Annotated in this window: 19 protein-coding genes; 3 read left to right on the top strand and 16 right to left on the bottom strand. The window is 38.9% G+C overall.

Annotated features, from left to right (window positions below; all coding sequences use genetic code 11):
* Positions 1 to 25: 25 nt before the first annotated feature.
* The 10 genes from IPO27_15175 to nadB form a co-directional block, all read right to left on the bottom strand.
* Positions 26 to 2,179 (bottom strand): hypothetical protein, encoded by a 2,154-nt coding sequence (locus IPO27_15175; protein ID MBK8847805.1) that lies wholly within the window; start codon positions 2,177 to 2,179, stop codon positions 26 to 28.
* Positions 2,176 to 3,309 carry a glycosyltransferase gene (locus tag IPO27_15170; GenBank protein MBK8847804.1) on the bottom strand — a complete coding sequence of 378 codons (1,134 nt, stop codon included), beginning with the start codon at positions 3,307 to 3,309 and terminating at the stop codon, positions 2,176 to 2,178. Before IPO27_15170 ends, IPO27_15175 begins: the two co-directional genes overlap by 4 nt.
* Positions 3,309 to 4,250 (bottom strand): flippase-like domain-containing protein, encoded by a 942-nt coding sequence (locus IPO27_15165; GenBank protein MBK8847803.1) that lies wholly within the window; start codon positions 4,248 to 4,250, stop codon positions 3,309 to 3,311. Before IPO27_15165 ends, IPO27_15170 begins: the two co-directional genes overlap by 1 nt.
* A 50-nt stretch (positions 4,251 to 4,300) precedes the next feature.
* On the bottom strand, positions 4,301 to 5,566 hold the full coding sequence (kynU, locus tag IPO27_15160) for a kynureninase (protein ID MBK8847802.1): 1,266 nt from the start codon (positions 5,564 to 5,566) through the stop codon (positions 4,301 to 4,303).
* An 18-nt stretch (positions 5,567 to 5,584) separates the two neighbouring features.
* On the bottom strand, positions 5,585 to 6,370 hold the full coding sequence (locus tag IPO27_15155; GenBank protein ID MBK8847801.1) for a hypothetical protein: 786 nt from the start codon (positions 6,368 to 6,370) through the stop codon (positions 5,585 to 5,587).
* Between the two features lie 12 nt (positions 6,371 to 6,382).
* Positions 6,383 to 6,706, bottom strand: a complete 324-nt coding sequence (locus IPO27_15150; GenBank protein MBK8847800.1) for a YbjQ family protein — start codon at positions 6,704 to 6,706, stop codon at positions 6,383 to 6,385.
* A 10-nt stretch (positions 6,707 to 6,716) separates the two neighbouring features.
* Positions 6,717 to 7,322 (bottom strand): hypothetical protein, encoded by a 606-nt coding sequence (locus IPO27_15145; protein MBK8847799.1) that lies wholly within the window; start codon positions 7,320 to 7,322, stop codon positions 6,717 to 6,719.
* 180 nt (positions 7,323 to 7,502) lie between these two features.
* Complete coding sequence (clpX, locus tag IPO27_15140; protein MBK8847798.1) at positions 7,503 to 8,750, bottom strand: ATP-dependent Clp protease ATP-binding subunit ClpX; 1,248 nt, start codon at positions 8,748 to 8,750, stop codon at positions 7,503 to 7,505.
* An 85-nt stretch (positions 8,751 to 8,835) separates the two neighbouring features.
* Positions 8,836 to 9,756: an acyl transferase gene (locus IPO27_15135; protein ID MBK8847797.1), complete on the bottom strand. Its 921-nt coding sequence runs from the start codon at positions 9,754 to 9,756 to the stop codon at positions 8,836 to 8,838.
* Between the two features lie 71 nt (positions 9,757 to 9,827).
* Positions 9,828 to 11,399 (bottom strand): L-aspartate oxidase, encoded by a 1,572-nt coding sequence (gene nadB / locus IPO27_15130; GenBank protein ID MBK8847796.1) that lies wholly within the window; start codon positions 11,397 to 11,399, stop codon positions 9,828 to 9,830.
* A 130-nt stretch (positions 11,400 to 11,529) separates the two neighbouring features.
* Here nadB and IPO27_15125 point away from each other — a divergent pair, with 130 nt between their 5' ends.
* Both IPO27_15125 and IPO27_15120 read left to right on the top strand, forming a co-directional pair.
* Complete coding sequence (locus IPO27_15125; protein MBK8847795.1) at positions 11,530 to 12,234, top strand: hypothetical protein; 705 nt, start codon at positions 11,530 to 11,532, stop codon at positions 12,232 to 12,234.
* A gap of 9 nt (positions 12,235 to 12,243) precedes the next feature.
* Positions 12,244 to 13,629 carry a T9SS type A sorting domain-containing protein gene (locus IPO27_15120; GenBank protein MBK8847794.1) on the top strand — a complete coding sequence of 462 codons (1,386 nt, stop codon included), beginning with the start codon at positions 12,244 to 12,246 and terminating at the stop codon, positions 13,627 to 13,629.
* Between the two features lie 105 nt (positions 13,630 to 13,734).
* Here the strand turns inward: IPO27_15120 and IPO27_15115 are convergent, their stop codons facing one another.
* Genes IPO27_15115 through IPO27_15105 form a run of 3 tightly spaced genes read right to left on the bottom strand, consistent with a single transcriptional unit; the run spans position 13,735 to position 15,718 of the window.
* A complete protein-coding gene (locus IPO27_15115; GenBank protein ID MBK8847793.1) occupies positions 13,735 to 14,076 on the bottom strand; it encodes a DUF4296 domain-containing protein in 342 nt (113 codons plus the stop codon).
* Positions 14,077 to 14,078: 2 nt separating this feature from the next.
* The gene (locus IPO27_15110) at positions 14,079 to 15,416 is read right to left on the bottom strand and encodes a dihydroorotase (GenBank protein ID MBK8847792.1); all 1,338 of its coding nucleotides are present in this window, start codon (positions 15,414 to 15,416) and stop codon (positions 14,079 to 14,081) included.
* Entirely contained in the window at positions 15,413 to 15,718 is a 306-nt protein-coding gene (locus tag IPO27_15105; GenBank protein ID MBK8847791.1) for a (2Fe-2S) ferredoxin domain-containing protein, read from the bottom strand. Before IPO27_15105 ends, IPO27_15110 begins: the two co-directional genes overlap by 4 nt.
* A gap of 84 nt (positions 15,719 to 15,802) precedes the next feature.
* On the opposite strand from IPO27_15105, the gene IPO27_15100 reads away from it, so the two are divergent.
* On the top strand, positions 15,803 to 16,792 hold the full coding sequence (locus tag IPO27_15100) for a hypothetical protein (protein MBK8847790.1): 990 nt from the start codon (positions 15,803 to 15,805) through the stop codon (positions 16,790 to 16,792).
* A gap of 70 nt (positions 16,793 to 16,862) precedes the next feature.
* On the opposite strand, the gene IPO27_15095 is transcribed toward IPO27_15100, so the two are convergent.
* The 3 genes from IPO27_15095 to IPO27_15085 all read right to left on the bottom strand — a co-directional run bounded on the left by IPO27_15095 (position 16,863) and on the right by IPO27_15085 (position 19,483).
* On the bottom strand, positions 16,863 to 17,273 hold the full coding sequence (locus tag IPO27_15095; GenBank protein MBK8847789.1) for an OsmC family protein: 411 nt from the start codon (positions 17,271 to 17,273) through the stop codon (positions 16,863 to 16,865).
* A 12-nt stretch (positions 17,274 to 17,285) separates the two neighbouring features.
* Entirely contained in the window at positions 17,286 to 17,912 is a 627-nt protein-coding gene (locus tag IPO27_15090) for a deoxynucleoside kinase (protein ID MBK8847788.1), read from the bottom strand.
* 263 nt (positions 17,913 to 18,175) lie between these two features.
* On the bottom strand, positions 18,176 to 19,483 hold the full coding sequence (locus IPO27_15085; GenBank protein MBK8847787.1) for a deoxyribodipyrimidine photo-lyase: 1,308 nt from the start codon (positions 19,481 to 19,483) through the stop codon (positions 18,176 to 18,178).
* Positions 19,484 to 19,496: the final 13 nt, after the last annotated feature.

Here is a 19,496-nt window from a genome sequence, read left to right as displayed (position 1 = left end):
GGTATCAGTTTCATTTAACCAACCATCACTTAATCTTTACTTGTTTCTTACTAGTCGAATTTATTTTGCCATTGCCTTGCAATGTCAAATTTTGACGCCCTTTAATAGTAATAGTTGCCTTTTGTTTTAGTACAACAGTCGCATCCTGAATAATCAGTTGAGCATCTTCTTTGGTTTTTAGACTTGCACCTTTTTCAAGCACAAGTTGGCTTCCGGGCATTAGTATGAGTTTAGATTTTTTGTCAAGTAGTAGGTTGGCATTCTCTTGCAGCACAAACTTGCCACCTGCCGGTATAATGGCCACCGAAGCCGATGTAAATACGAATTGTCCATTCACAGTATCGGGTTTTATCGCGCGCGTGGGCGTAAGCCCACGCGTAATTTGCATGCTCTTGCCGGCAGCAAGTATTACGGGGTTTTGTTCATTAGCATCCACCGGAAACATAATCGTATCGGCACACCATCGTACATCATTTTCTATGGTATAGTCGTGGTTGCGTATTTTTATTTTTATGCTACCATCCATTTCCTGTTTAAGCATGTCGATGGATATGCCATTTAAGTAGGCAGTGTGTAGTTGTTGCCTACGGTTAGCTCCAAAATCGCTAACGGTAGCTGTATATGTTGGCGCAGTAGATGGATTAGTGCCTATTCCAATTTTGGTTTTTGTATAATAATTGAAGGGAACAGTAGCACTGCCAAAATTGGGAAGATTGCGAATAATGGTGTCACCTTGCTTTTGCACATTGGCATATACCAGGTCGGGCACATTAATGGAGGCATCCATGTTTAGGTTAAGTATGGGGTCTTCAAGTTGATGTGTTCCTGTAAGTGGATTCGAATAGTCTTGTTCAATAGTAAATGGTTTGTAGTAAACATCATTAATGCAATTGTTTTGCACCTTGTTGGTATCTATAAGGTAGTCATAGCTGCCACGGGCAGGCAATGGGCGCAGGTATTCGGCAAATCCTCCATATAAGTTTCCGCCTTCCAATTGGTCTTTGTCTATTTGCAAATACATATAGAGCCCCGGTTTGGCGCGCTCACGGCAGCCATCTTCTTCAAATTGAAATTTATCGAACAGGCTACCATTTTTTTGGGTAGCCTGATGATTTTCTATCCACAGATATTGCGCATACTGATTGCCAGGTATATAAGGAAGTTGCAAACGTATAGCATCACCTGTATTAACAAAGTCTCGAAGCAAGTAGGTTCCTTCACTGTTTTCACTTGCTTTAAAATCGGTGTTTACTTCGGTCTTTTGTTCGCTAAGGCAAGAGATATAATTTTCTTTGCCTGGTGCTTTCCATCCCAGGCGGTGACGGTCCCAGGCATTACACGTCATCAGCGATGCAAATGCACTGCTTATTACCGACCACATATGTTGAATTCCCATCTGATAGGTTCCATTACCGAATTTTTCTCCACCACCACCACTGTGAAAATTATTGTCACCAAAAAATAAATGTACATACTCATGTTTGGCAATGCCAAATGGCATTCCATTGTGCGCACCAAAAGTTGAAAAACTGCTCGCGGCACAACCTGCTATATTACCGCAATTGCCGGGCACTGCACGCCCATTGCCATCAGGTAAATTTACCAGATTGCGCAATATGAACATAACATGGTCTATTTTTATTGGCTTATCAGTACTTGGAGATATTTTAGGCATGCCAGGGTCGGTTAGAGTAACAAGGTCGAAGTCTTCAATGGTATTACCATGCATGGTAGTAAAACTGCTGTCAGCATTTATTTTCTCAATAATTTTTGTAACATGGTAAGCACCATCGGCCGCATTTTTTACTTCGCTTTCTTTTATGGTGATAACTTTGGGATAGTAATCGCCAAGCACCTTGTAATCGTTAAATGATGACTCGGCAAAAAAATTTGTCAGCTTTCCTTTTTTTAAATCGGTGGTATCATGACTTAGCAACTCATCTTTCCACTTAGGCAATTGATGTGCTCGCCAGTTTTCGAAGCCGGTAATTTTGCATGGATCTTTATCAGGGTTTACGTCATATTCCATTTCTGCATAAATTACCAGTATGCGCAAGGTGCCATGACAAGGTAATGTTTTTCCGTTGCGGCTATTGGCGGCTTTGTTGTATTGTGCCCGTATAGGATTTCCTGCAAGGAAAACCACGATAATAAAGAGTATTTTTTTTAAATGATTCATTTTTGATTTCTTAAATTTATAACACGCCCTTTCCAGGTATATTGTTTTCTTAATACATTTATTCCAATTGCCACAGAATAAAAAGGGTAAGCAAAAAATGTGCAGCAAAACGGAAATATGGCAAACTTAAGTTTGCCGGCAAATTTTGATGAGGCAATATACAACAGCCAATCTATTACAAACTTAATTAGAATAATTAAAACTGCATTGTTCCAGTTAGGTGTTAGTAATAATGCAAACGAAAAAAGCACGGCCACATTACCACAAAATATACTTATGCCGGGCAGGTACACATGCAACGGTACGGTATAATTTATTTTCCCAGCCCAACGGGTACGCTGATTAATCAGTTCAGAAATAGTAGTGACGCCCGATGTATAGACGACAGCGCTTTTATCAAATGCATAAGCTACAGCATCTAATTGCCTGCTTATTTCATAAAGCAGATGCACATCATCGCCACTGGGATTTTTATTTGCTAAAAATATTTGCTGTAACGATAGATATCTTTTTTTGTCAAACATCATGTTTGCACCGTTACACATCAATGGTTTACCTGCAAAAATACTGGCAGCAGTAAGACCTTGTAGCGAGGCCATTTCTATCGTTTGCATTTTTTCTAAGAGTGTTCCAGAATTTATACATACCGGGCCGGCAAGCAGCTTGCATTTAAATTCAACAAAGTAATGTGCCATACTTTGAAGCCAGTATTCACCCATTTGGCAGTCTGCATCGGTGCATACTATTACTTCGTGTGTGGCATGCGATATGCCATAAGCAACAGCTTGTTTTTTTCCTGATTGTTGTACATCGCTTAATTTCAAGATTTGAAATTTAGTCGGGAGATTATTTTGCAGCGCCTCATTTGACCTTGCAATACTATCATCTGTGCTGTTATCATCTACAACTATTATTTCGAATGGAGCATTGTACTTTTGTTTACATACAGCATTAATAAGGTTACTAATATGGCTTGCCTCATTGCGCATAGCCACTACGATGGATATGGCAGGATTTTGTGAAGCGTGGTTGCTTATTCTTTTTCGAATAAATATTTTAATGATATAAAATATCATCATGACCATATACAAGTATATGGCAAATGACAATATACCTATTACGATATTCATCAGGCTCTTTCGCTTTTTATACGCCAAATAAATAAAAGCCCGGCTATAGATGGCAAAGCCACATTTATTAACCACAATAGTAACGCAGCAGCAGCAGCCGAATTTCCATCGCCACCTAAGGTGCTAAAAACAAAGCTTGTAATACCTACACGTGCTACTAATTCTACCAATGCAAAGGATGGTATTGATGTAATTAGAAAAAAAGTTGCGGCACTTGCTGATACTAATTCAAGCAGGGGTAAAGGCATTGCATACGATAATAGCAATAACACAAATTGGATTGTAAAAACCAGAAATCTTAAAGTTGAAAGCAGAAACAAATACCCAACCTTACTTTTATTTATTTTTATCTTACGTACTTCTCTCCACGACTTAATAATTTTCTTTTTTGCAAAAACAAAAACTAAATAAAATAGAATGGTCGAAATCAATAGTGCTATCGTTATCCAAAAAACACTTGCGATAATTCCGGGAGCAATTTTAGCTTGTATAATATTTTTTAAAACAACTTTTTCGAAACAGAAATACATGCCGATACCGCCTATAAGAATGGTAGCTAATAATTGAGTCATGTTGCTGATGATAGTGAGCACAGCAGCCTGAACACGCCATGCCGATGGAACAACAAACATACGTCCGGCAAATTCGCCACTACGATTAGGCATTAACATACTTGAAGCGATGCCGATACAAATACCTTTAAAAGCCGTGCTGATTTTTATTCTAAATAATGGTTGCAAAGCTTTTTGCCATTTTATTGATTCGATGTAATAGTTTAATGCCATCAATACAACTGCTGCCAATGCCATTATCAGATTGAATTTTTTTGGGAAATAAAAAATGTTGACATGATCGCGAATCCACAATGTCAGAAACGCAATACACGAAATTGTAATAAGAGATTTTAAAACAAGCAGGAAGTTCTTATTACCGGATTGCATGTGGTTTTTGGATTAATAAAGGGAGACAATGTTACCCTGATAATCCTTTTTCAAAAAGCACACCAAAGGCGATAAACATCTTCAAAAGAGTTGTACAAAGGCACGGGTGCCATGCGCAATACTTCGGGTTCGCGCCAGTCAACTATTACACCATTATCAGCCAGATATTGATAAACCTTTTTACCGTTCTTTTTAATAATGAGCGAAAGCTGGCTACCACGTTCATTCTCATCGCGGGGTGTAATGATGGAAACCTTGTTTGAGAGGTTTAATTTTTGAATTACATCATCAATAATAAACTCAAGATAACCGGTAAGTAATTTACTTTTTGCCGTGAGGCGCAGCATCGTTGCTTCTTCATAGATATCCATACTTGCACGCAAGCAAGCCATGGCCATAATGGGAGCGTTGCTCAACTGCCATCCATCAGCACCCTCAGTAGGAATAAAATCATGAGGCATTTCGAAACGCGTATCAGGATTATTGCCCCACCACCCTGCCAATCGTGGCAAGTTGAAATTGCTACCATGATGCTGATGTACAAAGCATCCCGCAACTCCACCTGGACTGCTGTTCAAATATTTATAACTGCACCACACCGCAAAGTCTACATTCCACTTATGCAAGTCGAGCATAACATTGCCCGCAGCATGTGCCAAATCGAAACCACAGTATGCCCCTGCTTTGTGTGCCGCAAGGGTAATTTCTTTCATATTAAATAATTGTCCACTATAATAATTTACGCCTCCCAGTATGACCAACGCAAGCGATTCCTCGTTTTCGGCTATGGCTTTCAAAATATCTTCGGCACGTAATATATATTCTCCAGAGCGCGGAGTAAGTTCTATAATAGCGTCATCTTTTTCGAAGCCATGCAAAAACGCGTGCGACTGCACTGCATAACGATCAGAGGGAAATGCATTTGCTTCAATAATTATTTTGTACCGCTCAGCAGTTGGTACATAAAACGATACAAGCATTAAATGCAAATTGACCGTAAGCTGATTCATTATCACGACTTCTGACGGCAGTGCACCTACCAATCGCGAAGTGCTCTCGCGCAAAAAATTATGATATGGAAACCATGCATACTTTGCTCTAAAATGACCTTCTACGCCCAATGCAGCCCAGTCGTCTAACTCCTGGTTGATATATGCACGGGTTGTGCCTGGTTGCAATCCTAACGAGTTGCCACAAAAATATACTACCGTACTTCCATTATGTTGTGGAATAATAAACCGTTTTCGAAAGTCCTTTAAATTATCCTGCGCATCCATCTGTTGCGCAAATTCCATTGTATTATGATAGCTAAACATGCAGCAAAGATATATTCTTTATATAGAAAAAAATAAGCCAACCAAATACGAAGCAAATACAAGGTCAAATAAAGCATAAAAGCGGGGAGGGCAAGCCAGGCCAACGTACACCAACACCGGAATGGCGGCATTATATATTAGAACAAACGTAAGATGAGGTGTTGAATAAAATGCAATCGCAGCAAAAAGGAAGTTTATCATTAACAGGGCGAATGCTATCCTGGTAGATGGTGCGGTTCCAAGCCTTGTAGCAAAGGTTTTATAATGTAGCAGCGTATCTTTTTCTATATCTACAATATCATACGCAATCGAAAGTGTGAAAATTAGCGTTGCCATGTGCAACAAAAACATCGTAGGCTGTCTAAGCATAGTTAAGTCTGCCATTTGTTGTGGAATAACTATGCAGCAAATACACCAGGTTGCAGCGATAGCAAAGGGCTTTGCCCACCATGTTTTTTTCAGATAAAATTTATTGGAGGGGTTGAGGTAGAAGTAACCGGTAATAAGCGGTACTGCTATACTAAGCGATAGCTGCCATGAATAATTTATATAGCCAATTGAAATTATAAAGATGGCAACACCTAAGAGCAACCATTTTGCAGTTGGAAAATGTTGGAGCAACTGCGTAACTGCTTTTTTACTAACGGGGTAATAAATAATAAAAGTAAAAATAAGAAGGGCGCAGCTATAGGCATAGTTGGGGGCAAACTGATTGTATTGTGCAACCACAAGACAGAAAAAAAAGGCAGCAATTGATACCAGTAAAGCATGCATGATTGCAGGTAGTTGTTTTGCTGCAAACATGTACACGTTGCTTTATTCTACTACAACGGCAGTTCCATAACAAAGCACTTCGGTTATACCGTTCATTACTTCGTTGGCATCGTAGCGCATATTGATTATTGCGTTTGCACCAACCGACTCAGCATGTTGAATCATCATACCAAAAGCTTCTTCGCGAGTTTTTTCGCAAAGTTCGGTGTAAATAGAAATTTGCCCGCCTATCAATGATTGAAGACCTCCTGCAATGTTTCCAAATATGCTGCGCGAGCGCACGGTAATGCCGCGCACTACTCCTAAATGCTTATTAATCTTATAGCCTTCTAAATGTGTAGAGGTGGTAATTAATTTACGATCCATTTTAATTTTATTATTTAAGGTTAGAAAATATTACTGCAAATGTTGTAACACCCACTGCAAATCCAATACCTCCCAACATGAGCGATTTTTGGGTTTTCATTTTTCGTGCTTTGTACTGATAGCCATATTTAAAATATTCATTATTGATATGGAGAGGTGCTTGTGGATGGTCGTAAGGAATTTTTGGATCGAATCTGCCGCTAATTAACGAATATACCGGAGGCAGCACCACTCCGTATATTGCTAGTATGCCGCTTGAAAATCCAACTGCTGCGCTTGCTATATTATTGCCCTTGCTTTTATACGTTCTTATGGCAAATTGTTCTCCTTCTACAAACTCACGCATTTCTTCTATGGTTAAATCGCCTTCAGTTGTGTCGGGATTATAGATAATTTGTTCTATGCCAGTCACTGTATCTATCACCGAAAAAACACGATACATATCTACTTTTTTTGCTTTGGTTGAATCGGTAGTTTTGTACAATGCATTTTCACCAACAAGTGAAAAAGTAGCCGCTGTGCGCTCTTTGCCATTAAGCAATAGTATCTTTTTTTGCGCAGCACAATTTTGCAATACAAATAAAGAGATGAAGCATATAGTTAGAAACTTGATCATACCTCGCAGTTTAGTTGGCAAATATGTTGTTTTTAATGCCGTGTTTTTATTGCCGTTCAAATATTAATTAACAATAATTGTGCTGTAAAAGTGAGGTAGGCACAATAATGTCGATAGCTATTTCGAAGCTAAACAACCTTCAGGTTGTTTTTTACATGCGGGTTTCCCTGTTGTACCAACTTAGGCCACACGCATTTTATTTAGATTAGCTTGTTGCAGTTTGCTTGCAACATAATCATCATTGATGGTTAGCAATTGAATGTTTTTATTTTTTTCGCTTGGCAACTCATACATAGCATCTAACATTACTGCTTCGCAAATAGAACGTAACCCACGTGCTCCTAATTTAAATTCGATAGCCTTATCAACTATTAAGTCGAGGGCTGCCTCATCAAAATCAAGTTTGATTTTTTCCATGTCGAAAAGTTGCTGATACTGTTTAATCAACGCATTTTTTGGTTCGGTTAAGATGGCCCGCAGTGCTGCCCTGTCAAGAGGTTCGAGCGCAGTAATTACCGGAAGCCGGCCGATAAGTTCAGGTATCAGTCCAAAAGTTTTTAAGTCGGTTGGTGCCAGGTATTTATATAGGTTTTCTTTATCTATACTTTCGGTATCCTTTTGCTTATTAAACCCAAGTGAATGTGTGTTTAACCTGCGTTGAATTATTTTATCAATACCAACAAAAGCACCACCACATATAAAAAGGATGTTTTCAGAATTCACAGCAATCATCTTTTGTTCGGGATGCTTGCGACCACCATATGGAGGCACATTGATAATAGACCCTTCAAGCAATTTCAATAGACCTTGTTGCACCCCTTCGCCACTTACATCACGTGTAATAGAAGGGTTATCACCCTTACGGGCAATTTTATCAATTTCGTCAATATATACAATGCCGCGCTCAGCGGCAGCCACATCAAAATCAGCAGCTTGTAACAAGCGCGAGAGCACACTCTCTACATCTTCGCCCACATATCCAGCTTCGGTAATTACCGTGGCATCAGCTATACAAAATGGTACATTTAATATTTTTGCAATGGTACGCGCCAGCAAGGTTTTGCCTGTTCCCGTTTCGCCAACAACAATGATATTTGATTTATCAATGTCAACTTCGGTTTTAGATTTCGATTTGTAATTTATGCGTTTGTAATGATTATAAACCGCTACCGACAATACTTTCTTTGCCTGATTTTGTCCAATAACAAATTGATCGAGGTGCTGTTTAATATCGGTAGGTTTCAGTAGAAGATTTTGTGCAAATGATTTATGGCTTTTTGATAAAGTTTCTTCTTTTAATAAATTGGCTGCATGCCCCACACACTCCGAACATATGTTACCTGTTTGACCTGCAATTAATATCGTGTTAGGCCCCTTATCGCGTCCACAAAAACTGCACTTGTCGTCTGCTGTATTTTTATTTTTCATCCTGTTTTCTTTCTCCTTATTATTTCATGTTTCAGCACGCAAAGGTGCTATTTTTTAATGCCAATTCAAATGGGTTGCCTGCTTCTTAATTAATCATCAGGTTGCAGCCTCGTAAGTCGCTGTATTCTAGTCGTCCAAGTATTTCAAACGTGTTATCGTAATGGATTTTTCCGATATCCTGCGTTTGCAAAAAAGCGCATGAATAGACATTAGCCAAATCAATAATTTGAATACCACCCGTTTCTTCAGGCTTACATTTAGTAAAGGGATCATTCAGTTGATACGTTAATACGTGCATCCAAGGCGGGCATTTAAACTTGCCTAGGCCGCTCGAGTATGCCTGACTAAGTAGTTCGGTCATGCCATATTCCGAATGTATGGTGCTGCAACCAAAGGCTTGTTGCAATTGCCGATGCACTTGCTCGCGCAAGAGTTCTTGCCGTTTACCTTTCATGCCTCCGGTTTCCATTATAATCACATTTTCTAATGTTTGTGGAAACTGCTCGGCAAGGTCGAGCAAGGCATACGTTACACCCAACAAAATGGTGTTTACTCCTTTGCTGTTCATTTCCTTAAGAACCGATGCCAGCGTTTTATAATTATCAAGATAAAAGCCACTTGCTGTATGGTTGCTTCTTTTTATTAATTCATTACACATATACACCAGTGACGAAGATTCTCTTTCCAAATAAGATGGAAGCAGGCATAGAAAACAATAGTCGCCAGGGTTGCCATAAAAATGCGTAAAGCAGTTAATAAAGGAATCCATGTATAACCTTACATCAGCCACACCATGTTTGCTCACACCAGTGCCGGAGGTTGACGAACTTTCGAAAGTGATTTCTGCCTCACGTCCATTTGCAAGTACCTGATGTGTTTTAAAAAATTGTACCGGCATAAATGGTATATCATCAATGGATGTAATTTGTTCGGGCTTTTTATTTAATAGCGAAAGGTATTTTGCATACACGGGAACATGCTTCGCTTGATAATGGAATAGCTCCATTGCAGCAACTTCAAAATCTAATGAAGTGCCGAAAATATTTTTTGTAAAAACCGTGCTATCAAAATTCAAAATCAGGAACGTATATTATCTATGTTATAGTGTAAGCCTTTGTTTTCATTATTTATCATTGCAGACTTTACAACGATATAAGCTACATTAATCAGATTACGCAGTTCACATAATCTTTGTGATACCACCGTGCGGCCATACAAGGCCTCGGTCTCTCCATATATAATGCGTAAGCGGTCCATGGCTCGCTTTAGCCGCTGATTGCTCCTTACTATGCCCACATAATTGCTCATCACATTTTGAAGCTCGTGCATGTTTTCGGTAATCAAAACCATTTCGTTGGGTTGCGTAGTTCCTTCGGCATTCCAATCGGGGACTTCGTTTTTAAATTGCATGGTATTAAAAAAAGATAGCGAATGCATAGCTGCGCGATGCGAAAAAACTACTGCTTCGAGCAAGGAATTAGATGCAAGTCGGTTGGCACCATGCAAACCGGTGCTTGCACATTCGCCTACTGCATACAACGAAGTTATGTTGCTTAACCCATGCTCATCAACCTTTATACCTCCACACATATAGTGACAGGCAGGTACCACAGGTATCATATCTTTAGCACAATCTATTCCTATGCTCAGACATTTGTTATAAATATTGGGAAAGTGTTCTTTAAATTTTTCGATGTCAGTATGCCTGCAATCGAGAAACATATTTGGCTCACCGCGTTTTTTCATTTCATTATCAATGGCACGTGCTACTATATCGCGTGGGGCCAGAGATTTGCGCTCATCATACAAATGCATAAACTCGTTGCCTTCTTCGTTTTTTAATATCCCACCAAAGCCACGCACTGCTTCGCTAATGAGGAAACATGGATTATCGCCCGCATTATACAATGCTGTTGGGTGAAACTGTATATATTCCATTCCTGCCACCGTGCCTTTGGCACGGTATACCATGGCAACTCCATCTCCGGTAGCAATTTTTGGATTGGTTGTGGTTTTATATACATGCCCTGCGCCTCCCGTGGCCATCAAGGTTACGCGTGCAAGTATGGTATCAATTTCATTGGTGTTAAGATTTAATGCATACACACCATAACATTCTATTCCCGGTGTGCCGCGTTTTACGTCAACACCCAGGTGATGTTGTGTAATTACATCAATGGCAAAGTAGTGTGTTACCAATTCAATGTTTGGATGGGCATGCACACGCTCGAGTAAGGTCTGTTCAATTTCGTAACCGGTAATATCTTTGTGATGTAGTATGCGATGCTCACTATGCCCACCTTCCATGGCAAGGTCGTAGGTGCCATCGTGCTTCTTGTCAAACTCTGTTCCCCATTGTATCAGTTCCTGTACACGTTCGCTGCCTTCGGTAACAACTATGCGTACAATGTGCTCATCACATTCACCATCGCCAGCTATCAGGGTGTCTGTTATATGTTTTTCGAAACTATCGGAAGCAACCGTAACAGCAGCAATGCCTCCCTGCGCATATTTGGTATTCGATTCGTCTTCGTTGGCTTTGGTTATGATTAGCACCTTCCCCTTGTCCGCCACTTTGAGCGAATAGGTGAGGCCAGCAATTCCACTGCCTATAACCAAAAAATCAACTTGTCTTCTTTTTCCAGCCATAATTAATTTGAATGTGCAATAATAGTTTTTTGTTGGGGAAGTTGGTAAGGCGAATTGCCATTGATGTATTGATAATAATTCTTCTAATAAAAAAATAACCATAACCCCTTGGTTAAGAACAGTTGGCAACGTGTCAGGTAATTGCACCGATCCTTCATGGCTTGGCGACCTTTTTGCAGGGCAATGCGAATGGAGCACAAATGGATGGCCTGATGTAAATGGTGATGTGGGCGAACATTTTTTTCCTGAAATTGAAACAGTATTTGTCAAACAATTTGACAATACTGATAATTACGATCCAATATATAACTCTTACCTTAATATTTCCAATCAATTGCCTAAATGGGGGAATGTAAATATCAATGCTGGTTTCCAATATTTTCAATATGGATTAAATGATGTAAATATTCTATCAACAAACTATCCTGCATTAGTTGCTTTTCCCAATACAATACTTCGATTAGAAGATACATGGTCGGCAATAATGAGTCATGAAAATTGTGCCGGTAACGCTCAAATAATAACACAAATAATTAATACGGAACCACAAAAGTTGCTTAATGTGTCTCTCAAGAATCAAATAGAAATAAAGATTGAACCAAATCCTATAACAGAAACGGGAACAGTTACTATTAAAAATACCTTAGATGAAAAGATGGTTGATAATAGAATATACAATATGGTTGGGGAAGATTGTAGTAGTGATTTCGAATTATCAATTTCCGGAGCAAAAGGCACTCTAAGCATTCTGCGATTAAAAGCTGTTACAGGTCATTATATATTAAGAGTTATAACTGAGCGGAATGTAATCAACATACCGTTTCAATTAAATTAATTTCAGTTTATGAAACGCTCAAATATTAATATTGCTGTAATAATAGGACTATCATGCCTAATTTTTTTTTCAATCAATTTAGCGCAAGCCCAACAAATTACATTTGCTAAAATGTATCCTTATATTGGTTCAAAAGAACCATACCAATTTATTGAGCTTCCAGACTCTAGTTTTGTAATTATTGGTATCGCATTAGATTCAGCTGGATATGACTTTTTACTTCGCGTTGATAAATTCGGAGACTTGATTTGGAAGAAGAAGTACTATTATTTACCAGGATTTTTAGCTGGAATTCAACTTTACCAAGATACATTACTCTTGGCAACTGGTATGTATTACCATCAACCTCCGAATAGTCAGCATACATTTACATTACTAAATTTTAATGGGGATTCAATTTGGACAAATACAAATTCGGTTAAAACAAATTATGTTAGTCGCCTAATCGAGTGCAGCGATGGTGGATATTTAACTACCTCTGCATGTGATGGCACTCCGAATGTACATAAGTTTGATTCGTTGTTAAATATGGAATGGTTTAATACAGTATTTTGTTATTTGGGTATTGGCTCCATGCAGGATTTTGATGGAAATTTTATTACCTATGGTGCTGGATTTTTCGATCCGGATAGTAATTACTATATCACCAAGCTCGATAATTTTGGAAATGTTCTTTGGGAACGTGAATTAGGCAATTCTCCTGTATGGGATCTGGATTTGTATTCGGTTGACGGTGGCTGCATGTTACCCGATAGCAATTATTTGTTTTGCACAAATGGGAACGATTGGCAGCTAATGAAAGTAAATAGATACAATGGTGATACTATGTGGACAAAGAGGTATTCATTTTTGATAGTACCAAATGGCATTAATCATAGCTCTGCACATACTTTATTTGCTCAATATTCAAATGATAGGTATATTACTTTTCGAAATAGAAAATTGGGAATGATTAATGCCAATGGTGATTCACTTTGGTCGGTAAATACTGGCTTAGACTTTGGAAAACAATCGCTCAAGCCAACTCATGATGGAGGAATAGCCTTGTTAGGTCTAATGTACGATGCGAATTGGGAATTGCAAATAACCTTAATAAAATTTGACTCCCTCGGCAACACCATTTTCACCAATCAAATAGAATTGCCACAGCAAGATGAGGTGAGTGCGTTTCCAAACCCTGCAAATGAGTATGTAACTTTTGCATTGCCAACTGCCATGCAAAGCAGGCAAGTAACCCTTACCATATACGATGGAATTGGCAATCAAATTCTAAAAGGCACTTATACTGTTGGAGAGGCTGTAGATATCAGTCATGTGCCAAATGGCCTTTATATTGCCACACTAAGCAATAACGAGATACAAAGGCAAGTGAAATTTGTGGTATTAAAACAGTGATTCTGATAATTTGCTCAAAAAAAAAATTTTTGAAAGTGCAGATGTCAATTGATGATTTAAGAAATTTTGGCTTTGCGTGAAAACCAAAATTATACACCAATAAAATTATTTTCCCAACTCATCACTTACCTCCTGATACACCTTATGCATGAGTACTGGATGCGAAGTGTAAAAGCTCATATTATTTTCAAATTGGGCAGGGGTAATTTTGTGTTTTTCAAACACGAATTTATAAACTCCCGGGGCAAGGCTGCGAGCATTGGTTGTATCCTGATTGCGAAGCGAAATGGCCGCTTCTGCCATTTGCAAATCTTTTAAAAGAGCTACCATCTGCTCTTGTTTTAGTATGTCGGGAGGAATAACGTTTTCTTTTTCAACCTGATTGTTGCCACAAGCGCAAAGAAAAAAAGCACAAAGCAAGAAGAGTGGACGCAATTTCTTTTGCATGATTAACGATTAAATGTTAAGCGCTCACCGGTGTTGCCTTCTACTATGTTACCATTACTGTATACCAGGTTGCCATTGACTAAGGTGTGCACGACCGATGCTCCAAAAGTTTGACCCTCAAAGGGCGACCAGTTGCATTTGTATAAAATATTTTCCCTGGTTACGGTACTTGGTTTATTCATGTCTATCAATACCATATCTGCAAAGTATCCTTCGCGCAAAAAACCGCGTTTTTCAATTTGAAAGCATTGGGCAGGAGCATGACAAAACTTTTCAACCACTTGCCCCAGCGTTAGTTTACCTTGTTGCATGCAATGAAGCATGGCCGGCAGCGCATGTTGCACCAACGGCCCGCCTGATGGTGCATTCCAATAGGGCATATTTTTTTCGTCAATCGTATGTGGGGCATGGTCGGTAGCAAGTACATCAATGTGGTTATCCAACAACGCTTGCCATATTGCAGTGCGGTCTTCTTCTGTTTTTATAGAAGGGTTCCATTTTATAAAATTCTTTTTTGTTGCATAATCCTTATCACTAAACCACAAGTGATGTATACATGCTTCGGCAGTAATTCTTTTTTGCGATAAAGGAATGGTATTATCAAAAAGACTTGTTTCTTCTTTCGTACTTATATGCAGTATGTGGAGGCGTGTATTGTGTTTTTTGGCCAGGTTAATTGTTCGGCTGCTGCTTAGGTAGCAGGCCTGGTGATTACGTACCAATGGGTGTATGCGGGCATCGGCAGCATCGCCATATTTTTGTTTAAGTTCTTCGGTGCAACTGCGAATGGTATGCTCATCTTCGCAATGGGTAGCAATAAGCATATCTACTTTCGAAAAAATATTTTCAAGCACATCTTCATTATCCACCAACAAATTACCCGTAGACGAACCCATAAATATTTTTATCCCGCACACATTTTTTTTATCCGTTTTTAGCAGCTCTTCCAAATTATCATTTGATGTGCCCATAAAAAAAGAATAATTGACTAGCGAAGAGGTTGAGGCCAGATCATATTTTTGTTGTAATAGTTGCTGTGTAAATACTGGCGGTTGCGTGTTTGGCATTTCCATAAAAGAGGTGATGCCTCCTGCAGCAGCAGCACGCGATTCGGTATAAAGGTTTGCTTTATGTGTTAGTCCCGGTTCGCGAAAGTGCACCTGATCATCAATACAACCGGGTATTAGCACCAGATTTTCGGCATCTATCTCTGTAGCTGCTTCAGGTAACGAAATGGACGAGTCAATTTTTTCTATAATACCATTTTGCACCAGAACATCGCCATAAAATGACCGACCCTCATTTACAATTTGAGCATTACGAATTATTTTCTTTATCATTTTAATCTCAGTCTTTCAACAGGTTCATTTTTTATAAGATGGTTGGTTACTATTTCTTCTACATCGTCTAGTTGCACATTGGCATAATAAATTCCATCGGGATATACTACAATGGTTGGTCCGGTATCACAAGCGTCTAGGCAGCCGGCCCTTTGTGTACGTATAGGATAGTCTATACCATGTTTCTTGATAGAAGCTTTAAATGCCTGCACCAATTGCATTCCATGCTCATTGCCGCAACTTTTGCGAGCGCCTTCTTCGCGTTGGTTGGCACAAATAAAAATATGCTTTTCAAATTTCATTTATCTAAAAATTGTTTTGTTGTGCAGCAAATGTAATATTTGCTGTTGAAGCACGTATCATATTTTGTGCTTTTACTATCGGTTATGAGAAAATGGATCATATTCTTATGTCAGACTATCACCTTAGTTTGTCTTACTACGTTTTGTATAGCGCAATTTAAAAAGGAGAAATTTTTTACATCGACCCTGGCAATAAATTCTTCTTACTCCATGCCTTTGACCAACAATGCAGAAAAAGTTATAACAGAGCATCGTACTGCGCTCAACGTGATGATTCCCTTGATTAATCATGTGCGCAAAGGGTCTGATGCCGGACGTTTTTCTATCAAGAGCCTCCAATTGGCAGTGCGCGCAGGTTTTATTCAACCTCGCTATGCAGCAACTTTTCTTACACACGATTTATATCAGTTAAGAGTCGGATTGCGATTTATTTATTTCAAAGGTGGAAAAAACCTGTTCGTAGGCGGGGCCAGCGTTGTGCAACAAGGCGATCAAGTTGTTGTGCGTCAGGCGCAAATAAACTACAATGGTTATTTACTATGGCATGGCAGGATTTCCAATTCGTTCGGTATTAACGCAGGTATTGTTTGTAGCGAAAATAATCCCGGTATTCCTTGTTTGCCGCTACTTGGCTTTTATGTCAGGAAGTATCCCTTTTCATTGAATGCGTTTTTTCCGCGAAGCATTTCTGCGGCAGTACAGTTAAACGATAATCTTGAACTTGCTCTTAATGCACAGTTTTTGGGTTATAACATTGATTTGCACCGCGAATATTATAAAAATGAAAATTTTTCTACCACTGGGTTTTTGCACAGGCAATTAGTTATTTCATCGGGAACAGAAATTACCATTGCTAAGGGCCGAATAGTAACACCAATGATTGGTTATGCAATATTGCAGCGGGTTAGGTTCAACAATGGAATAGACAACACAAACAAAAACATGCTCAACAATGTGGTGTTTTCTCTATCGATAGCTTTGGGTAAAAGATACCAAAGTGAAAGCACAGATGCATTTAAGTTTTTGAGAAGTTTTGGAGTAGGGCACCGTAGTTTTCTAAACGCTATTGAATAAGAAAATCCTGCCAAAGGCAGGACTTCAATCGTTTCTTATAACAGGCAACAAGTAGTTACCTTACGCTTTATTAATTAAGCGTAGATTCACTTGTAATTTCTGCGGTAAATAATTTCGATATGGGGCAATTGGCTTTAGCTTCTGCTACACAGGCTTCAAACTTTTCTTTGTCAATACCCGGCACGGTAGCATTTACTATCAAATGACTTTTTGTTACAGCACCATTGTCAAGTGTTATTTCGCAACGTGTATTGATTGCGTCAGGCGTAAAGCCTGCCGCACCTAGCACAAAACTCAATTTCATGCTAAAACATCCTGCATGAGCCGCAGCTACTAACTCTTCGGGATTGGTGCCTGTACCTTCGGCAAATCGCGAATTGTAACTGTATTGCATATTGTCTATTGCTCCACTTTGTGTGCTAACGGTTCCACTTCCTTCTTTACCGCTGCCATTCCAAACAGCATTTGCATTTCTAACCATCGTTTATATTTTTTATTTTACTGTTTTAAATAATCCGTTTAACTCTGCATTTATCTTATCAATTATTGCTCCCATGTCTTCGGGATTATCTGCAAAGTTTATTTCATCTATGTCTATTACCATTAACTTTCCTAAATCGTATTGCGAAATCCATGCTTCGTAACGTTCGTTAAGTCGCTTAAGATAATCGATGCGTATATTATTTTCATACGAACGGCCACGCTTTTGAATTTGATTAACCAAAGCAGGAACCGATCCTCGCAAGTAAATCATTAAATCGGGAGGCTTAATAAAACTGCTCATCAGACTAAACAATTCAAGGTAGTTGTTATAGTCGCGCGTAGTCATCAGTCCCATGGCATGCAGGTTAGGCGCAAATATGTAAGCATCTTCGTAAATGGTGCGATCTTGTATAACCGTTTTGTTACTTTTACTAAAGTTGATCACTTGTCGGAAACGGCTGTTAAGAAAGAATACCTGAAGGTTGAACGACCAGCGTTGCATGTCTTCGTAAAAGTCGGTGAGGTAAGGATTGTTGTCAACAGCCTCATAGTGTGGCTCCCACTTCATATTCTTAGCCAACATACTAGTTAAGGTGGTTTTGCCACTACCAATGTTGCCTGCTACTGCAATATGCATATGCTATTTTAAATTTATAAGGTTTACAAAAAGACGAATTGAGCGTCTTTTAAAATTCGGGGTGACGAAGTAAAAAAAAATCACATAGGTGCGCAAAGATTGTTAGAAACTAATTTTCGTGGCCATGCTATAAACTGCGTATGAAACAGCCATAATTAGCCATATAAACAGTCAGCATCATGGATAATCGCTGTTTATTTGGAATAGAAATATTAAAATTAAAATTTTAATTTATTTCATCCATACAGGGTGCAAAAAAACGGCTACCTTGAAATAGTCAATCCCTGCTTATAAACCTGTAAGCATCGTTGCCTGGCTGCAGTATGCTCTATTACTGGCTTTGCATACGTTAATTCCGAAAATTCGGGCACCCATTTTTTTATGTAAGAAAGTTGAGGGTCAAATTTTTTAGTTTGTTCGTAGGGACTGAAAATACGGAAATAGGGAGCAGCATCAACTCCACATCCCGCTGCCCATTGCCATCCTCCGTTATTACTGGCCAGTTCAAAGTCGAGTAGTTTGTTTGCAAAATAGGATTCGCCCCAGCGCCAATCTGTTAACAGGTGTTTGGTCAGGAAACTTGCTGTAATCATGCGTACGCGATTATGCATATGCCCGGTTGCATTCAACTCACGCATACCTGCATCTACAATGGGATAGCCGGTATTGCCTGTGCACCATGCTTCAAAGTGTTTTTCGTTATTTATCCAAGTTATCTGATCATAATTGGACTTAAACGAATTGTGCTCCACATGCGGAAAATGATGCAGTATCATCATATAGAATTCTCTCCAAATCAATTCGTTTTGATATACGTGATTAAGTTGCATGGCTTCGCACATCAATTGTCTAATGCTGATGGTGCCAAAGCGCAAGTGTAAACTCAGCCGCGAGGTGCCTTCTATTCCAGGATAATTGCGCGTTTCATCATACGTTTTAATTAATTGCTTTTTCGTATTGCGCGATGGAAATTTTATTGCAGTTTTATGAAAGCCCATTTCATGCAATTCAGGAATTGGTTGTTGGCTTGTTTTTAAAAAATTATGAAACAGCGTTTCTGTTTTATGCGATTGTAAATGCGAAGCATTTACTAACTTGAGGTACTTGTTTTTGTAAGGTGTGAAAACGGTGTAGGGGGTACCATCATCTTTAAGCACTTCATTTTTTTCAAGTATTACCTGATCCTTATATGTTTGAAATCTGATATTTTTAGATTTTAGGAAATCACCAATTTCATTGTCGCGCGAGGTAGCATAAGGTTCATAATCATGATTCGTGAAAACTGCTTTCACTTCATAAGACGATATTATTTGTTTTAATGCTTCGAGTGGAGTTCCGTATGCAACATGCAAACTGCTTTCAATTTGTTTAAGTTGTTGGTTTAATGCTGTGAGTTCATTATGAATAAAATGAACACGTGCATCGTGCTTGTCAGCTAATTTATTCAATATGTTTTTATCGAAAATAAAAACCGGCAAAACGGGCATGCCAGATTGCAGTGCATGAAATAATGCTGCATTATCTTGTAATCGTAAATCACGCCTTAGCCACCACAGAGCTATTTCTTGCATATTCTTTCTTTAA

This window comes from Bacteroidota bacterium, assembly GCA_016714535.1.
Classification (GTDB): Bacteria; Bacteroidota; Bacteroidia; order AKYH767-A; family OLB10; genus JADKFV01.
The sequence above is the reverse complement of the archived record's forward strand: the minus strand, read 5'-3'. Positions and strand labels throughout refer to the sequence as shown.

What these genes read in the sequence shown, in the direction of transcription:
- IPO27_15175 (MBK8847805.1), bottom strand. Translation starts at nt 2,179, where the DNA reads ATGAATCATTTAAAAAAAATACTCTTTATTATCGTGGTTTTCCTTGCA.
- IPO27_15170 (MBK8847804.1), bottom strand. Translation starts at nt 3,309, where the DNA reads ATGAATATCGTAATAGGTATATTGTCATTTGCCATATACTTGTATATG.
- IPO27_15165 (MBK8847803.1), bottom strand. Translation starts at nt 4,250, where the DNA reads ATGCAATCCGGTAATAAGAACTTCCTGCTTGTTTTAAAATCTCTTATT.
- kynU (MBK8847802.1), bottom strand. Translation starts at nt 5,566, where the DNA reads ATGTTTAGCTATCATAATACAATGGAATTTGCGCAACAGATGGATGCG.
- IPO27_15155 (MBK8847801.1), bottom strand. Translation starts at nt 6,370, where the DNA reads ATGTTTGCAGCAAAACAACTACCTGCAATCATGCATGCTTTACTGGTA.
- IPO27_15150 (MBK8847800.1), bottom strand. Translation starts at nt 6,706, where the DNA reads ATGGATCGTAAATTAATTACCACCTCTACACATTTAGAAGGCTATAAG.
- IPO27_15145 (MBK8847799.1), bottom strand. Translation starts at nt 7,322, where the DNA reads ATGATCAAGTTTCTAACTATATGCTTCATCTCTTTATTTGTATTGCAA.
- clpX (MBK8847798.1), bottom strand. Translation starts at nt 8,750, where the DNA reads ATGAAAAATAAAAATACAGCAGACGACAAGTGCAGTTTTTGTGGACGC.
- IPO27_15135 (MBK8847797.1), bottom strand. Translation starts at nt 9,756, where the DNA reads ATGGAGCTATTCCATTATCAAGCGAAGCATGTTCCCGTGTATGCAAAA.
- nadB (MBK8847796.1), bottom strand. Translation starts at nt 11,399, where the DNA reads ATGGCTGGAAAAAGAAGACAAGTTGATTTTTTGGTTATAGGCAGTGGA.
- IPO27_15120 (MBK8847794.1), top strand. Translation starts at nt 12,244, where the DNA reads ATGAAACGCTCAAATATTAATATTGCTGTAATAATAGGACTATCATGC.
- IPO27_15115 (MBK8847793.1), bottom strand. Translation starts at nt 14,076, where the DNA reads ATGCAAAAGAAATTGCGTCCACTCTTCTTGCTTTGTGCTTTTTTTCTT.
- IPO27_15110 (MBK8847792.1), bottom strand. Translation starts at nt 15,416, where the DNA reads ATGATAAAGAAAATAATTCGTAATGCTCAAATTGTAAATGAGGGTCGG.
- IPO27_15105 (MBK8847791.1), bottom strand. Translation starts at nt 15,718, where the DNA reads ATGAAATTTGAAAAGCATATTTTTATTTGTGCCAACCAACGCGAAGAA.
- IPO27_15100 (MBK8847790.1), top strand. Translation starts at nt 15,803, where the DNA reads ATGAGAAAATGGATCATATTCTTATGTCAGACTATCACCTTAGTTTGT.
- IPO27_15095 (MBK8847789.1), bottom strand. Translation starts at nt 17,273, where the DNA reads ATGGTTAGAAATGCAAATGCTGTTTGGAATGGCAGCGGTAAAGAAGGA.
- IPO27_15090 (MBK8847788.1), bottom strand. Translation starts at nt 17,912, where the DNA reads ATGCATATTGCAGTAGCAGGCAACATTGGTAGTGGCAAAACCACCTTA.
- IPO27_15085 (MBK8847787.1), bottom strand. Translation starts at nt 19,483, where the DNA reads ATGCAAGAAATAGCTCTGTGGTGGCTAAGGCGTGATTTACGATTACAA.